Source organism: Bartonella sp. B1099, from assembly GCF_944801835.1.
Classification (GTDB): domain Bacteria; phylum Pseudomonadota; class Alphaproteobacteria; order Rhizobiales; family Rhizobiaceae; genus Bartonella.
In genome coordinates, this window is record NZ_CALYLN010000002.1 from 181,703 (window position 1) to 197,837 (window position 16,135).

9 protein-coding genes are annotated in these 16,135 nt (G+C 36.7%); 5 read left to right on the forward strand and 4 right to left on the reverse strand.

What is annotated here, in order from left to right; genetic code table 11:
* Positions 1-201: 201 nt before the first annotated feature.
* Positions 202-1,134, forward strand: a complete 933-nt coding sequence (argC, locus tag NNJ73_RS07160) for an N-acetyl-gamma-glutamyl-phosphate reductase (protein ID WP_254493475.1) — start codon at positions 202-204, stop codon at positions 1,132-1,134.
* A gap of 21 nt (positions 1,135-1,155) precedes the next feature.
* On the opposite strand, the gene NNJ73_RS07165 is transcribed toward argC, so the two are convergent.
* The 4 genes from NNJ73_RS07165 to hfq form a co-directional block, all read right to left on the reverse strand.
* Positions 1,156-2,232: a COX15/CtaA family protein gene (locus NNJ73_RS07165; RefSeq protein WP_254493476.1), complete on the reverse strand. Its 1,077-nt coding sequence runs from the start codon at positions 2,230-2,232 to the stop codon at positions 1,156-1,158.
* Between the two features lie 145 nt (positions 2,233-2,377).
* Positions 2,378-4,204, reverse strand: a complete 1,827-nt coding sequence (locus NNJ73_RS07170) for a hypothetical protein (RefSeq protein ID WP_254493477.1) — start codon at positions 4,202-4,204, stop codon at positions 2,378-2,380.
* A 144-nt stretch (positions 4,205-4,348) separates the two neighbouring features.
* Positions 4,349-5,692, reverse strand: a complete 1,344-nt coding sequence (hflX, locus tag NNJ73_RS07175) for a GTPase HflX (RefSeq protein ID WP_254493478.1) — start codon at positions 5,690-5,692, stop codon at positions 4,349-4,351.
* Between the two features lie 54 nt (positions 5,693-5,746).
* Positions 5,747-5,986 (reverse strand): RNA chaperone Hfq, encoded by a 240-nt coding sequence (gene hfq, locus NNJ73_RS07180; protein ID WP_005773461.1) that lies wholly within the window; start codon positions 5,984-5,986, stop codon positions 5,747-5,749.
* 662 nt (positions 5,987-6,648) lie between these two features.
* On the opposite strand from hfq, the gene NNJ73_RS07185 reads away from it, so the two are divergent.
* The 4 genes from NNJ73_RS07185 to NNJ73_RS07200 all read left to right on the forward strand — a co-directional run bounded on the left by NNJ73_RS07185 (position 6,649) and on the right by NNJ73_RS07200 (position 16,133).
* Positions 6,649-11,208 carry a hypothetical protein gene (locus NNJ73_RS07185; protein WP_254493479.1) on the forward strand — a complete coding sequence of 1,520 codons (4,560 nt, stop codon included), beginning with the start codon at positions 6,649-6,651 and terminating at the stop codon, positions 11,206-11,208.
* A gap of 948 nt (positions 11,209-12,156) precedes the next feature.
* Positions 12,157-14,475, forward strand: coding sequence for an NADP-dependent malic enzyme (locus tag NNJ73_RS07190; protein WP_254493480.1), 2,319 nt, complete (start codon positions 12,157-12,159; stop codon positions 14,473-14,475).
* Positions 14,476-14,662: 187 nt separating this feature from the next.
* Positions 14,663-14,947: an acyl carrier protein gene (locus NNJ73_RS07195; protein ID WP_005773457.1), complete on the forward strand. Its 285-nt coding sequence runs from the start codon at positions 14,663-14,665 to the stop codon at positions 14,945-14,947.
* A gap of 10 nt (positions 14,948-14,957) precedes the next feature.
* Entirely contained in the window at positions 14,958-16,133 is a 1,176-nt protein-coding gene (locus NNJ73_RS07200; protein ID WP_254493481.1) for a beta-ketoacyl-ACP synthase, read from the forward strand.
* The last annotated feature ends 2 nt before the right edge of the window (positions 16,134-16,135 follow it).

The window sequence follows — 16,135 nt, forward strand, 5'->3', positions numbered from 1 at the left end:
AAATTCGCTCATAAGAAGAGTGAAAAATGAAGTTAAGTTTCTTCTTTTACGCCCTTATTGATACCTTTTACAAAAAATATCTATAATCTAAAGAGATTCAATAAGTTAATGATTATTATTTAAGTTGGTAATGATCTAAAATAATTTATAATGAGAAAAACTGGATATTGTTGAGATAAGTTAAGACAAGGCAAGTTAAGAATGGTAACCAAAGTTTTTATTGATGGTGAACACGGCACAACCGGACTACAAATACAAAAACGCTTAGAGAAACGTACAGATTTAAAACTACTCTCTCTTGCTCATAAGGATCGCCATAACGTTCATCTGCGGCAAGACTATCTTACTCAAACGGATATTGCTATTTTATGTCTTCCAGATGACGCAGCACGTAAAACAGTTCATTGGCTAAAAAAGAATAAAAACATTAGGGTTATTGATAGCTCAACAGCTCACCGTGTTGCCCCAAACTGGGTCTACGGTTTTCCTGAAATGACAGCAGGCCAAAAAAAACGTATTCAAGCAGCCCATTACGTCTCTAATCCTGGATGTTATCCCACAGGTGCCATTAGCTTGATTCGCCCCCTTCGCGAAGCAGGATTGTTAGACGCCGATTATCCCATCTCGATTCATGCAATCTCCGGCTATACCGGTGGTGGAAAACAACTGATTACCCAAATGGAAAATCAATCTCAACAAAATATTCAGGAAAATTATTTTATCTATGGGCTCAATCTTGAACACAAACATGTGCCAGAAATTAAACTCCATGGACAAATTAATCAAACGCCGCTTTTTATACCCAGTGTTGGTCGTTTTCCTCAAGGAATGATTGTGAATCTTCCACTACACCGCCATTTATTCACAAAATCAGCAAACTGTTCTGATCTGCGTGAAATTCTTGCAAACCATTACGATGGACAAAACATCATTTCAGTGGCATCACAAGATGAAACGGCTTCTCTTCAAAGACTGAATCCAGAATGTTTTGCTCATAAAGATGGTATGAAACTGTTCGTATTTGGAAATGATCGCGAAGGAATTTTTAATCTCTGTGCTCTCTTCGATAACTTAGGAAAAGGCGCATCAGCTGCTGCTATCCAAAACCTCGATTTAATGCTCTCAAGCAATTAAACGCCATCTGGATACCAACGTTCATTCAACAACGCGATATGCCCCTTTTGTTGCTCGCCAGTGCGCAACCGCAAAACATAACACGGCTAATGCCATACTTTGATGAATGAGCCCTAAACTTATCGGAACCTCATGTAACAGCGTCAAAATACCTAAAAATGCTTGGATAATGATCATAACGCAGATAAGAAATGCTCGACGAGAGTGCGTTGAATGCGGAACATTTTTTTGCACATAGAAAGCATGAAGAGCCGAGACAACAAATAAAAAATAAGCAAAAAACCGATGAATAAATTGAACTGTTAAGGGATTTTCGAATAAATTGATCCAGAAAGGACGATGCTGCAACAATCCATCAGGAATAATCTGACCATCCATAAGGGGCCATGTATTATAGACTTTTCCAGCGTGAAGCCCTGCAACCAAAGCCCCCAAATAAATCTCTATCAAGACGAAAATAACGAGCCAAGCCGCAAAATATTGCACCTTCTGATTGGCTGGTTTTTCTGAATATTCTGCAAGTCCTCGAGATAAATAAGTAACAAAAATAATAACCAAACATGCCGTTATAAGATGAAATGCCAAACGATATTGGCTCACACTTGTTAGATTACTTTGCCCAATCCCTGAAGCAACCATCCACCAACCAATAAAGCCTTGAAAGGCGATAAGGATCGGCACAACAATAAGCGAGAGTAAAATATTTTTTTCAATACGCTTCGTCGCCCAAAACCAAATTAACCCCAATAAAGCGATAAGACCAACAAGACGCCCGAGAATACGGTGCGCCCATTCCCACCAAAAAATGACCTTAAAAGCACTTAAAGTCATATCAGGATTAAGCAACTTATACTGCGTTATTTGTTGATACTTTAAAAATTCCTCTTGCCATTGATCCACACCAATCGGTGGAATAATACCATGAATTGGCTTCCATTCCGTTATTGATAATCCTGATCCTGTCAAACGGGTTGCGCCCCCTACCAAAACAATTGCTAAGCAAAGCAATAAAATAGAATAAAGCCACACCTGAATTTGCTTTCGATTTCTCTTTTGCACAGGTGTTAAAAAGTTATTGTTTAATCTTTTTATTGCCATCTCTGATTGCCCCACGCTTCTCTCCAACTACAATGCATTTTTAAATTTAAACACAAAATCTTCGCATGCTAGTATGTACTATAACTTTAGCAAAAAACAAGCGTACCACTATAACATGCGATACATATTTCTTTTTTTACAAAATTCATAATGCAACAACACGATACACAGTCTTTGGAAAGTGACTAACCATCCGTACCATCCAATCCTGTTCATTAAGAACAGTATTAGAAATATAATAGTCCGTTAGCTCTGCAAATTGCTCAAATCCATATTTAGGTTCGCTTGCCATCTCTAAAATGATAAAATCATACTCTTTTTTAAATTCTTGTAATATATGAGAAATATTATCTGAAAAACCGTGTGCAGAAACAGCGCTTGTTAACCCTTGAGGGAGAATATCAACCCCCGTATCATAATCACGGTAAATAACATCATGCATCTGAGCATGACCCGTTAAAATATCACTCAGTCCCCGATGTGGGCCAATGACTTTCTCGATTTGTTGACCAGAGATATCAACCAACAAAATTGTTTTGTGTTCTTTTGTAAGATGAAGTGAAAGTTTTGCCGCTGTTCGTGCAGCCTCTGGTCCAATGATTGCAATAACCGTTGAAGCACGCCATTTCAAAACATCAGACAATCCCTCTATCGTAATAAAAGCTTCAAAATTTTTCATTTCTTGAGAAACTAAAATACTCTCATTCTTCTTGAGAGCATTTTCTTTTAATCTCAAATTCTCTTCTGAGAGTTGATCTTTTTTGCTTCTAAAGCATGGAGAAAATAACATTATTCCGAATAAAAGGGTGAAGAAGCTCACCAATGCACTTACAAGAATATTTTTTCCATAAAGAGTCATAAAAGAAATTGGCACTAACTTTGTTGGTGTAACCACGTGGATCTTTGCATTTTGCAAGAGAAGAGAATCATCACTCAATCCCTGATATGAACCCATAACTTTTTCGCTCCCTTGAGCAGACTTATTCATTGCTTTATTTTGTGCATTGATCTCTGCTGTTATTTTATTTTCAAACGCGTTAAAGATTTGATTCAAAGATTGTGATTGATCTTTTACAAAAAAGCCCATCTTTTTTTTGAGCTGTTTTTCCAACTCCGTTGCAATAATCTCATCGGAATGAACTTGCTCAACGATCTGTAAAATTTTATTTTTTAATTGATGAGAAACCGCCTCTAATTCCGCAGTCATGGCCTTAATTTGAGGATGTGTCCACCCCAATTGCGCAGCCATATGTGCTCTTTGTGCTTCCAAGAGATCACGTTTAGATTCCAAAGATACAATTGCTGAATTGCCTGCAATAAGTGATAAAGCCAGTAAAGACTGCCCCTTTTCACGCATCATGTTAATTGTTGAATTCAAACTTGTTAAATGAATACGCTTTAAAGTTGCTTGCATTAATTGCATCGAAAGATCATGAAGCTCTGTTTGTTTTACACCATGCTGAATAAAAGAATCAACAGAGGCACGAAATCCTTGCATGATATTAACGATTGCAGCATTATCATATCGTTTGTCTTTTAATTTCTCATTTAACAAAGACTGTTTTTGTTTTATGATTACTTGTGAAAATGTAGAAAACCAAGTTTCCACCCCCCGTTGAGCTGCTTCAAGTGTTTCAGCTTCGAAAGTAAGATTGATAAGATCACCATGACGCGATAAACGGATATTTTCTTGTTTTTTTTTCTTATAAGAAGCACTTAAAGAAAAAGACGAATCATCTAAAAATATGGGCTGTGAAAACAAAAAGGCGATAATATTGTCTTGTTTTTCAATGGGTAATGGCTTTCCTACAGAATCAGATAATGAAAATACTAAAGTTGCTTGGTAACCACGAGGCTGAATAAAATAATAAAACCAAATCAAAGAGATACACAGCACTTGCAACAGCAAAACAATCAAAATGTTTCGCCATACTGTACGTACGAACAGTCTTTTATTGCATTTAAGACTCATCTTTATTTTAACCAGCAAAATACTTCTTCATATTTTTTTATTAAGAGAAAGTAGTAACTATCCTCTTAACTTGCTGTCATATTATTTTTGGATAAGAAAAATATAAAATTTGAGCAAAAAAGTTCAACAATAGCTTTAAAAAACTTAATTCATATTTTTTTTTATATTCTCTAGTTGTTTTTTTGCTTCAAAAGTAAGAACAGCTCTAATAGTAACAGAGCCATCATCATGTCCTTCCTGCTTTATTTCTGCAGAGTTTTCATAAAACCAATCAATAAGTGACATTTCATGAGGTTTTAAAAGATACTCAATGCTTTGCACCTCTCCAAAAATTCGCTTTTCAATAGTTCTTAATAATTGATCGAGCCCATCCCCTTTAAGGGCTGATACCATGAGAGCCGGATTTAATCGTGTTTTTGCGCTCATTTGTAAAACATTCAATGCTTGCTCATCTAATATATCAATCTTATTCCAAACTTCTATGATATGTTCTGTATCATCAATATCGATATCAAGACTTGAAAGCACTTCTAAGACATCTTGGGCATGCGCACGATGATCAAGATCTGACATATCTCTTACATGAAGAATGAGATCCGCTTCAACCACTTCTTCAAGGGTTGCTCTAAACGCTGCAATCAAGTTTGTTGGTAAATTAGAAATAAAACCTACAGTATCAGACAAAAGAATCGTTTTTCCATGGGGAAGAACAACTTTGCGCAAAGTCGGATCAAGCGTTGCAAATAACATATTCTTTGCTAAAACATCAGCACCGCTTAAACGGTTAAAAAGAGTTGATTTTCCTGTGTTCGTGTATCCAACCAAAGCAACAACAGGATAGGATGTTTTTTTTCTTTTTGCTCTATGAAGTGCACGCGTTTTAATAACCGTTTCCAATTCGCGGCGAATACGAATAATTTTCTCTTGTAAAAGACGCCTATCCGCTTCAATTTGCGTTTCACCAGGTCCACCTAGGAAACCGCGCCCTCCCCGTTGCCTTTCCAAGTGCGTCCAACTCCGCACAAGCCGCCCTTTTTGATAGGACAAATGTGCTAATTCTACTTGCAAAACCCCTTCTTTTGTTCGTGCACGATCACCAAAAATCTCAAGAATCAAAGCTGTTCTATCGATAACTTTACAATTCCATAATTTTTCTAAATTACGCTGCTGTACTGGCGTTAAAAAGTGATCTATAATCGCAAGCTCGATGGAATATTCATGGATATAATTGGCAAGCGCATCGGCTTTACCTTTTCCAAAGAGAGTTGCAGGACGAGGTGTTGCAATATTAATTGTTTCATAATTAACAACTTCTAACCTTATAGCACGCGCTAACCCTAATGCCTCTTGAACTCGGGAAGATCTAGAGCACTCTCTCAAAGAGTTTTCACTTCTATTTTCTTGAAAAAACGGTATCAAAACAAGTGCGCGCACTTGTTTCACAATTTGCGAACACACCCCTCCTAATCTCTCATTTTCATTTATCATAGCAATCTAAGTACTTTAAAAATGGGATAAGAGGTTTATCTTAAAATGATGTGTTTACTCAGGGCTTTCTCCTTCAAACATCTGTACAGGCTGTCCGGGCATAATTGTAGAAATAGCATGCTTATAAACCAATTGCGCGTGTCCATCTCGGCGCAAAAGGACACAAAAATTATCAAATGAAGTTACAATCCCTGTGAGTTTAACGCCATTAACAAGAAAAATGGTAAGGGAAATTTTTTGCTTACGCACCGTATTTAAAAATACATCTTGCAGGTGTTGTGATCGCTCTGCCATTATTCTTACACCTTCATCTCGATTGCATAAAATATTCGTGCATGCATATCGACTGAAAAATATTCAATTGTCAACGTAGAAGCTTCAAATTTTAGCAACAAACAACTGGAATATTAGAAAAAACTGCTCTTTAAAGCAATAATTAAAGTACGGCTTATCAGAAGTTATCATTAAATTCAAAATTTTTCCACATTTACTTTTTTATGAACTTACAGATAAGAAACAGATTTTTATACATCCTAAGCTATTACAGACGATGTACGAAATGATGAATCCCTTTTGTTGAGAATCAATAAAAGGAAGCAGACAACAATACGTATTATCGATATTCAAAAAAACATTCGCACCGTACTGTTTTTTAACATCAATATATAACTGCCATTAAATTGTCCTTATCTCAAAGAAAATAAGCTAATAAAGCTTTTTATAAGCACAAGTTGTAAACAGTATTTTTGTTTTTTTTAGAATCAAATAATAAATTGTTTTTATTATATTTATAACCTTTTTAAACAGAGTGTAAGATACTGCGTTAACTTTATTTTGATAAGTTTTTAAATTTTTTTCCTCAGCATATTCCTTTCTAAATAATTAACAGCTAGTATGCGGAAATTATGTGGAAGAGGACGTATCTCTTTTTCCCTCTGTAAGAGTACGAGGCGAGTATGGCACGCAGAACCAAATTGCAAACATTTGAAGTTGAAGTTGAAGAAGCCCTCACAAAAGCGATGAACTTTAATTTCGATGACACAGAATTTGAAACGATATCATCCAATAATTCTGAAAATATTGTTAATGTTGATGATTTGATTCAAAAAATTGCAATGGCAGAAGAAGAGTTTTTTGCTGAAAATGGTCCTTCAACTTTTGTCTCTAATATTCATGATGATGCTGTTATTGACAAATCCGTTGTTGGACAGCTTTTTGCTCCAAAACCTTCACCTGATATTTCAGGGGGAACGGTTCACAATACATTATTGTCAACGAAACTTCTTCCTGCAAATGATGATATAACAACCCCTGTAAATTTTGGACACTTAAGGCAACGTTCTTCCTCTCGAATCTATTGGTATACAACAGCGCTGAGTGCCTTATGGGCAACTGGAGGAGCTTTTATTGCCCATAAGCTCGCCCCTGCTGGGCTAAGCTCCTTGTCTAATATCAGCACTTTTGTAACATCCCCAACAGGACTCGCTGTAGCGGCCGGAACAGCAATTCCTATCCTTATATCTTGGGGCGTTGCACAATTAACAAAACGTTCGAACGAATTGCATAATATTGCTCTTCTTATGACAAATGCTGCACAACGCCTTAGTGAGCCACAACAATTATCTGAAAAACAAGCTATTGCTATAGGGCAAACCATTCGTGAAGAAGTCGCGGCAATGAATGAAGGTATTGAACGTACCCTCGGGCGTGCTGTTGAACTTGAAGCAATCATACAAGGTGAAGTTCACAACCTAGAACAAGCCTATGCTGAAAACGAATCACGCATTCATACACTCATCAAAGAATTGAGTAATGAACGCATAGCCATTTTGAATCACGCCGATCGCGTACAATCAACAATTAAAGGAACCCAGGAACAACTGAGCGATGAATTTGGCTTGGTTACCTCTAAAATTGTCACCAATGTTGAAAAGCTTGCACAAACTCTTTCTCAAACTTTACAAAAACAAGGTGAAGACCTCGTTGAAAAACTTTCTTATGCCGGTGATGGTGTAACAAACCAGCTTGTTGAAAAATTTAATGAAACAACAACACAAATTCAGCAAAAAAATACAAAATTTTTTGATGAATTAGGAAAAAACTTTGATGGTTTTGCAAAACGATTTGATCATAATGAAAAACAAATAGAAAAAACCTTCAATGAAACAGCAGCAAAAGCAGAAGTGCATGCTGCTAAAATTGTAACACATATACAAGCAGTAACAGATCAAACTTTGCACGCTGTCGATGAAAAGTTTATAGCCTTGGATAAAGCTCTTCTCGATCGCAATAATCAATCTCTCCAGAATTTTGATGAGAGGATCTTAAAGCTTGACGACCAAGCACATAAGCTCTCTTCTAAATTTGATAATGTAACCTCACAAGCCATTGGAGCTTTTGAACAACGTTTAGCAACTGTTGATCTTTCTCTTAAAGAACACAGTAACTCCATCGTTGATTCCTTTATAGAACGCAGTCAAGCTTTAGAGGATAATGCTGAAAAACTTGGTAACTTCTTAGAAGCTCATGTCTTGAAAATAAATGAAAACCTCCAAGAAAAAACAGCAGACATTACCCATGCATTTACAAATGGACGTGAAGCTATTCTGTCTGCAATTGATAAAAGTAAAGAAAATCTGAGAGAAGAAATTCAACATATCGACAATGCCATTATTGATATCATACAAGAACGTTCACAAGATTTTAAATTGCAACTTTCTGATCAACAAGCTCTCATGGCAGACATGCTTGATAACGAGAAGAATAAAATCACTGATGCATTAAGAAACCAGATTGATGTCTTGGTCCAAAATACATCTCATATTGAAAAAGTTTTGACTGACAATGCTCAAGTCGTTGATAAACAAGCTGAAAATCATATTGCAAATATCATTCAATGCACTGACAAACTACAAGAAGTCATTGTACAAAGTTGCAATACAACACAAGATGCTTTAGAAACACAAGCAAGAAATATTGATATCCGTGCCGATGCTCTGCGTGACTCTTTGGCAATTAATAGCTTTTCTCTCAATGAAGTTCTTGCTGATCAAGCGCGCACTCTAGAACAGCGCATGGAGACAATCCATAATCTCATCGCAAAAAGTGATATACGTGTCGATGTGGCATTGAAACAGCAAATAGACTTAGTTGAAAGTGCAATTATCGCCAATAATAAAAACATTACTGAAACGGTTCAAGATCATATAAAAAACCTTGAAAGTCACGCTGAAGTTTTAAAGAATACTCTCTCTCAATCGAGTGGTGTTTTTTTTGAAACCCTTGAAGCGCGTATGGAATCATTCGATACAAATTTAGAAGATCGTGCACACAAAATTTTTGAACGGACAACAACGCTAGAGGAAACATTATCTGAAAAATTTAGCCAAGTCTGTGAAGCCATTGATATGCAAACATCTGTTGTTGAGGAACATTCTGACACGTTAAAAATGTCTCTCATGCTGAATAATGAGCAAAGTCAGATAATTCAACAAGCGCTGGAAAGCAGTGTTGACAATATGCGTGTTAGCTTAGAAGATTCTGTTAATACAGTCACAGATAATCTGCATAATAAGATTATAAAAGCTTCTGATATGCTTTCTTCTACGGGTGAACAAATTCTCTCATCTGTTACAAATGCTACTGCACAAGCTGAAAATATTCTCTCAGAGTCAGGTAATCGCATTGTATCAAACGTTAAGAAAACAGTTTATGATACCAGTGAAAAAGTTCTATCCGTTCTGTCTGAACAAACAGCGCATACTGTTGAAGCTTTCACAACAGCCAGTCATAATGCACAAGCGTTATTGAATGAAACAATTCACACATCAACAACAGCAATAGAACAAGTTCTTAATGAACGTTGTGATATTCTTCATCATTCTATGCAAGATCTTAAAAGTAATTTAGGCTATCAGCTTTCTGATGTAACAAGCCGTCTGGAAGATGCGAAGAATCAGACAGCAATACAAATTTCAGAACATGTTGGAAAAATAACAGAACTGACAAACCACTTAAATCACGCAGCACAAAGTACAACAGAATCAATTGATTCTTTAACGCAGCATATCGGTGAGAAACTCTCTCTCTCCACACAAGACGCTGAACAAAGAATTTATGCACATAATGAATCTTTAGTGAATAGCTTGAACAAAGCGAACTCTGAAACACTTCAAACAGTAACGGCTATGAAGGAAGAGCTTGTTAATAATGTCTCATCCATCTTACAGCAGTTGAATCAATCAATTTACAACTTCCACGAAAATAGTAATGTTTTATTATCAGCCGTTCAAAATATTGATGGTCAGCTTAATGAAACGACGAACAATTTCTTCCGCAATACAAACCAAGTAGCGGAGCGTTTATCAGCCTCAAATCAAGCACTTAATAATAATGTTGAAATTCTACAAGGACTTTCAAACAACACCTTTGAACAAATTAATCATATAACGAATAGTTTTGGTGAACATGCGAAAACACTTTCCCAAACTATTCATGTTCTTGAACAGTCTGAAAACTCACTAAGTGCAACGCTTGAAGAAAAACATAATACGCTTTCTGCGTTAAGCGATGCTCTTGTCTCCAAGTCTCATGAAATTAATCAAATGATTGAGCATTATGAAAAAATCTTCAACTTAGCCCTTGAACGCTCTGATAAGAATGCGCGTAACGCCACAGATTCATTCCAACGATCCCTCAATAAGCTTATTAGTGAAGCGTCAACGCGTTTTTCAGGAGCAGCAGAAGATATACGTCGCTCCGCGGATGAAGTTCGTTTAGAGCTTTCAAAGATTAATAATGATATCCATGAAAATGCTAAAAAGCTTCCTGAAAAAACAAAAGAAACAACGCAAACAATTCGTACGGCTTTGAATGAGCAAATTACAGCATTAAAAGATCTCGTCAGTGTTATACAACATGATCAAAAGGGCACAAAAGAACAGTTAATATCGGTATTTCCTACATCTTCAATACTTAATAAGAGAAGTGAAAATTCCCCTGAGTCCATTAAAAAGATCATTCCCCCTAAACCTGTTTTGCAACAAGATCAAAGCAAAAAAAGACCAAATAAATGGGTATCAAACCTCTTAGAAAGAGCTTCACGTGAAGAAACATTTTATGATGAAACCCCAAATGATGCTGTTTTAACATCTGTGCAAACAAAATCACGTCCTGCAAACAGTCCTCTTAACGCGTTAGCATCGGGTATTGTGCAAGCGATTAATCACAATGCCATTGTTGAGCTATGGGATCATTATCAACGTGGACAAAAAAATATCGTAACAGAACGCCTTTATACCTTGAATGGAAAAACAATATTTGAAATGATTAAGAAAAAATATATGAGCGATTCTGAGTTTAAACGTTCAGTGAATCAATATGTTGCGGATTTTGAAAAGCTCTTACGTGATATATCGCGCAGTTCTGGTTCTTCCAACTCAGTTCGCAAATACTTGATATCAGATACAGGAAAAGTTTATACCATGCTTGCTCATGCGAGTGGACGAATCCAATAGACAATAAGAAAAGTGGAGAAAATGTTTTTTCCCTTTTCTCTTTCTAATTATCTTAATTGCTCATCATAAAGTGCTTTGCGATCAACTGGAGCTTTTACTTCAAAGGCTGATATTGGCATGCATTTCCCTTTGAGAGCCTAAGTGATACCCCTAAAGAAAGCATAACACCCCACCAAACAGCCTAACATTTTAAAAATGATAAAACATATTTTCTACTTCCTTATCCTCCCCTTAACCCTTTTATTTTTTATTATATGACAAATTTGAAATGGATGAATCTTATTATATCTAAGTTTCTCATTCAATTTACGAGATGTTTCATTCTAAATTATAAAGTAACGCGTCAGACGAAATATATAAAATGCGCAATGTCAGCTTTTTCAGTGACATTTTCGTTTATTAAAACACATGACTTACCAGTATATAAAAAATACAACTCTAAACGATTAACAATTCAATTGAACAATAAACAACACACCTCCCATTTTCAACGTTCCCATCTTTTTATAAAGAACTGAACAAACAGTTTATAACTTTCAAATTTCTGTTTTAAAATTTCTTCTACTTCCGTATAGAAATTCAAATAAAATATATATTTTATAAAAAGCGAATGAAATGAATAAGTAAGCTCTTCCGTTCTTTCCTTATTTTGTAAGCATTGTAAAAACAATAATGGCTTTATAATGTAATCATTATTAATATTTTACTTGTTTGTAGACTAATCAATTTTTACGCGTTTTATTAAAGGAAGAAAAACAAACGTGCTGCTGTCGATAAAATTATTCATGGGCACAAATAAAAGAAACATCAAACTGGTTTCACGATCCAAAAGAATTTGCTCATGCTCATGCATTTTGATATTCAGAGAAATGAGGATCTATTAGTGGACAAAACCTTATCGTAGATGAAACACTTATATAAACACACACTAACTTGGATATCATGAATATGTCTAAAGAACGAAAGAGTAATTTCAGTTCACCAATAGCTGAACTTGACAGTGCTGCACTTTTTTATCACCAACACCCCAAACCTGGAAAATTGGAAATACAAGCAACAAAACCTCTTGATAATCAACGTGATTTAGCTCTTGCTTATTCCCCAGGCGTTGCAGCACCATGTCTTGCAATTCATGAAGATCCCAATCTTGCTGCTCAATATACGTCTCGTTCTAATTTAGTCGCTGTTATATCAAATGGAACGGCTGTTCTTGGTTTAGGAAACATTGGCCCCCTCGCTTCAAAGCCAGTTATGGAAGGCAAAGCCGTTTTATTCAAAAAATTTGCCAATATTGATGTTTTTGATATTGAAATTGATGCATTCGATATAGAACAAATGGTACAAACGGTATCCACCTTAGAACCTACATTTGGTGGTATTAATCTTGAAGATATTAAGGCTCCTGAATGTTTTGAAGTCGAAGAAAAGCTGCGCACTAAGATGAATATTCCAGTTTTTCATGATGATCAACATGGAACAGCCATTATTGTTTCTGCAGCTGTATTAAATGCTTTAAATCTTTCAGGAAAAAAAATTGAAAATGCAAAAATAGTTACTTCAGGTGCAGGTGCTGCCGCCCTCGCTTGTCTTAATCTTTTGGTCCGTCTTGGAGCAAAAGTTGAAAATATTTGGCTTAGTGATTTAGAGGGCGTTGTTTATGAAGGTCGCCAAACCCTTATGGATCGTTGGAAAGTCAATTACGCACAAAAAACTGACGCACGAACTTTATCTGATATTATTGATGATGCAGATATTTTTCTAGGTCTATCGGCGGGGGGGGTTTTAAAGCCTGAATATCTTAAAAGAATGGCTCAAAATCCACTCATTTTAGCGCTGGCTAATCCAATACCAGAAATTATGCCCGAAGAAGCACATTCTATACGACCCGATGCAATGATCTGTACAGGGCGCTCTGATTATCCCAATCAAGTTAATAATGTCCTTTGTTTTCCCTATATCTTCCGTGGTGCATTAGATGTAGGTGCTACTGCAATTAATGAAGAAATGAAAATGGCTGCTGTTCATGCGATAGCTGCCCTTGCTCGTGAAGAAACTTCAGATGTTGTCGCACGTGCATACGCAAAAGAACCACCCAATTTTGGCCCCAACTATCTAATCCCCTCTCCTTTTGATCCGCGTTTAATCCTACGTATTGCTCCCGCTGTTGCTAAAGCAGCAATGGCAACGGGTATCGCCCTTCGTCCTATTGACGATATGGAAGCCTACCGTGATCTCCTCAATCGATTTGTTTTTCTTTCTGGTTTAACAATGAAGCCTGTTTTTGCTGCCGCAAAAACAGCAAAACGTAAACGTGTCATCTATGCCAATGGTGAAGATGAACGCGTCCTTCGCGCAGCACAAGTTGTTATTGAGGAACAAACAGCAACACCTCTCCTTATTGGCCGTCCACATGTTGTAGAAGCAAGATTAAAACGCTTTGGTTTGAAAATTCGCCCTAATATAGATTTTGAATTAACAAACCCTGAAGATGATCCACGTTTTCGTGATTATGTTAATTTATTTTTTCATTATACAGGAAGACGTGGTGTTACGCCTGAAATGGCAAAAACAATCGTGAGAACATCCACAACCGCTATTGCTGCCCTTGCCGTCATGCGTGAAGAAGCAGATGCGATGATTTGCGGCTTAGAGGGACGTTTTGAACGTCAACTTGAATTGATCGAACAAATTATCGGGCTTGATCCTCATGTTCACCGTTTTTCTGCTATGAGTTTGCTTATCTCTCAACAGCGTACTCTTTTTCTCACAGATACTTATGTTAATGAAAATCCTTCTGCAGAAGAAATTGCTGAAATGACTGTATTAGCAGCTCAAGAAGTTGAAGCATTTGGAATAACACCCAAAGCAGCCTTATTATCACACTCAAACTTTGGTTCTAAAAACACAGAAAGTGCGCGTAAAATGCGCCGAGCAACAGAAATTCTTGCAAAATTACACCCTCATTTAGAAGCAGATGGTGAAATGCATGGTGATGCAGCTCTTTCCAAAGTTTTTCGTGATCGTGTTTTTCCTGATTCTCGTCTCAAAAGTGAAGCAAATTTGCTTGTCTTTCCAACACTTGATTCAGCCAACATCACGCTCAATACTGTTAAAAGCCTCACAAATGCACTTCATGTTGGTCCTATCTTAATAGGGGCAGCACGTCCCGCCCATATACTAACGCCTTCAGTAACTTCACGAGGCGTTGTTAATATCACAGCCCTTGCCGTCCTTGCAGCAAATAGAAAAAATAAATCTGTAAAATAAATGTACAATAAAACTTCAAAGTTTTTTAAATATTGAGATATAGTATTTCACATATTGTAAAGCTCTTTTCTCTCTAGAAAAGACAGTTATATTCTGGATTAAGGCTTTTTTTTAAAGAGAAAAAAGGCTAGAAAATGATATTAAATATATTTTGAATTTGCTAACTCTATAATAAGGAATCCATACATTGCCTTCCACATTTGATAAAGTTGCTGATATTATTGCAGAAATCAGTGAAATTGATCGCAATACAATCACACCTGAAAGTCATACAATTGATGATTTGGGAATCGACAGTCTTGATTTTCTTGATATTGTTTTCGCTATTGATAAAGCTTTTGGAATAAAAGTTCCCCTAGAGCAATGGACGCAAGAAGTTAATGAAGGTACAGTTGCGACAGAAGAATACTTTGTTCTCAAAAACCTTTGTGCAAAAATCGATGATCTCGTTGCCTTAAAACAGGCGGAGTAATTTTTTCACTATGCATGATCAATCTGTATTCATCACTGGTATAGGTCTCATAAGCTCTCTGGGGGAAGGAACTGATCAACATTGGAGCCTCTTAAATGATCCAATCTGTACACCAAACCTAGACTGTACAACTTTTTCGCCCTACACAGTTCATAAATTGCCTGAAATTGATTGGAACCTACAAATTCCCAAAAAAAGTGATCAACGGCAAATGGGAACATGGCAGCGTCTTGGTACCTATGCGGCTGGTCTTGCTCTTGATGATGCCGGCATGAAAAATAATGAACAATTCACGTCAACAATGGACATGATCGTAGCTGCAAGTGGAGGAGAACGTGATATTACTGTTGATACACAAATTCTTTCTAAGGCACGTACAGTCACCGATCCTGCCTCTATATTAAATGTTGCACTTTCGTCTGAACTTCGTCCAACATTATTTTTGGCACAACTTTCAAATCTTCTAGCGGGAAACATTTCAATCGTTCATAAAGTCACTGGATCATCACGCACATTTATGGGAGAAGAAGGCAGTGGACTTTCTTCACTTCAAATTGCTGTCGCCCGTATTAAATCAGGACAAAGTACCCATGCTCTTGTGGGAAGTTCCTATAATGCACAAAGTTATGATATGTTGTTGGCTCATGAACTTGGTGGTCTTTTAAGCCACAATGGATGGAGCCCTGTGTGGAATCGTGAAACTCACCCTGGTGGTGGTATTATCACCGGTTCTGGTGGTGTCTTTCTTGTTCTTGAAAGTGGAGAACATGCAAAAAAACGAAATGCACGTGCTTATGCTGAAATTAGCCAAATTCTTACAGATCAAACAGATAGAACCAAAACGCCGCTTAAGGAATCAATTGCAACAATGTTGAAAACAATAGGCGCTAAAGACTCCTTAACCATTTCAGCGGCATCAGGTGCTCATGAAGCAACAAAAGCAGAACAAAATGCTCTTGATGACGCTAATCTATCTTACCGAGGTATTACAACATTATTCGGTTATATGCGAGAAGCACAATTTCCCTTAGCACTTGCCCTTGCAGCACTTTCAATTGAAAAAAAACACTGTTTTCCAGCGTTAAGCCCTCATGAAAGACCTTTTTCTAAAGAAGTCCATGAAATATTTGTTACCACTATTGGTATAAAAAGAGCTGAAGGTGTTGTGCATCTTACGGCTGTTTGAAG

What these genes read in the sequence shown, in the direction of transcription:
- argC (WP_254493475.1), top strand. Translation starts at nt 202, where the DNA reads ATGGTAACCAAAGTTTTTATTGATGGTGAACACGGCACAACCGGACTA.
- NNJ73_RS07165 (WP_254493476.1), bottom strand. Translation starts at nt 2,232, where the DNA reads ATGGCAATAAAAAGATTAAACAATAACTTTTTAACACCTGTGCAAAAG.
- NNJ73_RS07170 (WP_254493477.1), bottom strand. Translation starts at nt 4,204, where the DNA reads ATGAGTCTTAAATGCAATAAAAGACTGTTCGTACGTACAGTATGGCGA.
- hflX (WP_254493478.1), bottom strand. Translation starts at nt 5,692, where the DNA reads ATGATAAATGAAAATGAGAGATTAGGAGGGGTGTGTTCGCAAATTGTG.
- hfq (WP_005773461.1), bottom strand. Translation starts at nt 5,986, where the DNA reads ATGGCAGAGCGATCACAACACCTGCAAGATGTATTTTTAAATACGGTG.
- NNJ73_RS07185 (WP_254493479.1), top strand. Translation starts at nt 6,649, where the DNA reads ATGGCACGCAGAACCAAATTGCAAACATTTGAAGTTGAAGTTGAAGAA.
- NNJ73_RS07190 (WP_254493480.1), top strand. Translation starts at nt 12,157, where the DNA reads ATGTCTAAAGAACGAAAGAGTAATTTCAGTTCACCAATAGCTGAACTT.
- NNJ73_RS07200 (WP_254493481.1), top strand. Translation starts at nt 14,958, where the DNA reads ATGCATGATCAATCTGTATTCATCACTGGTATAGGTCTCATAAGCTCT.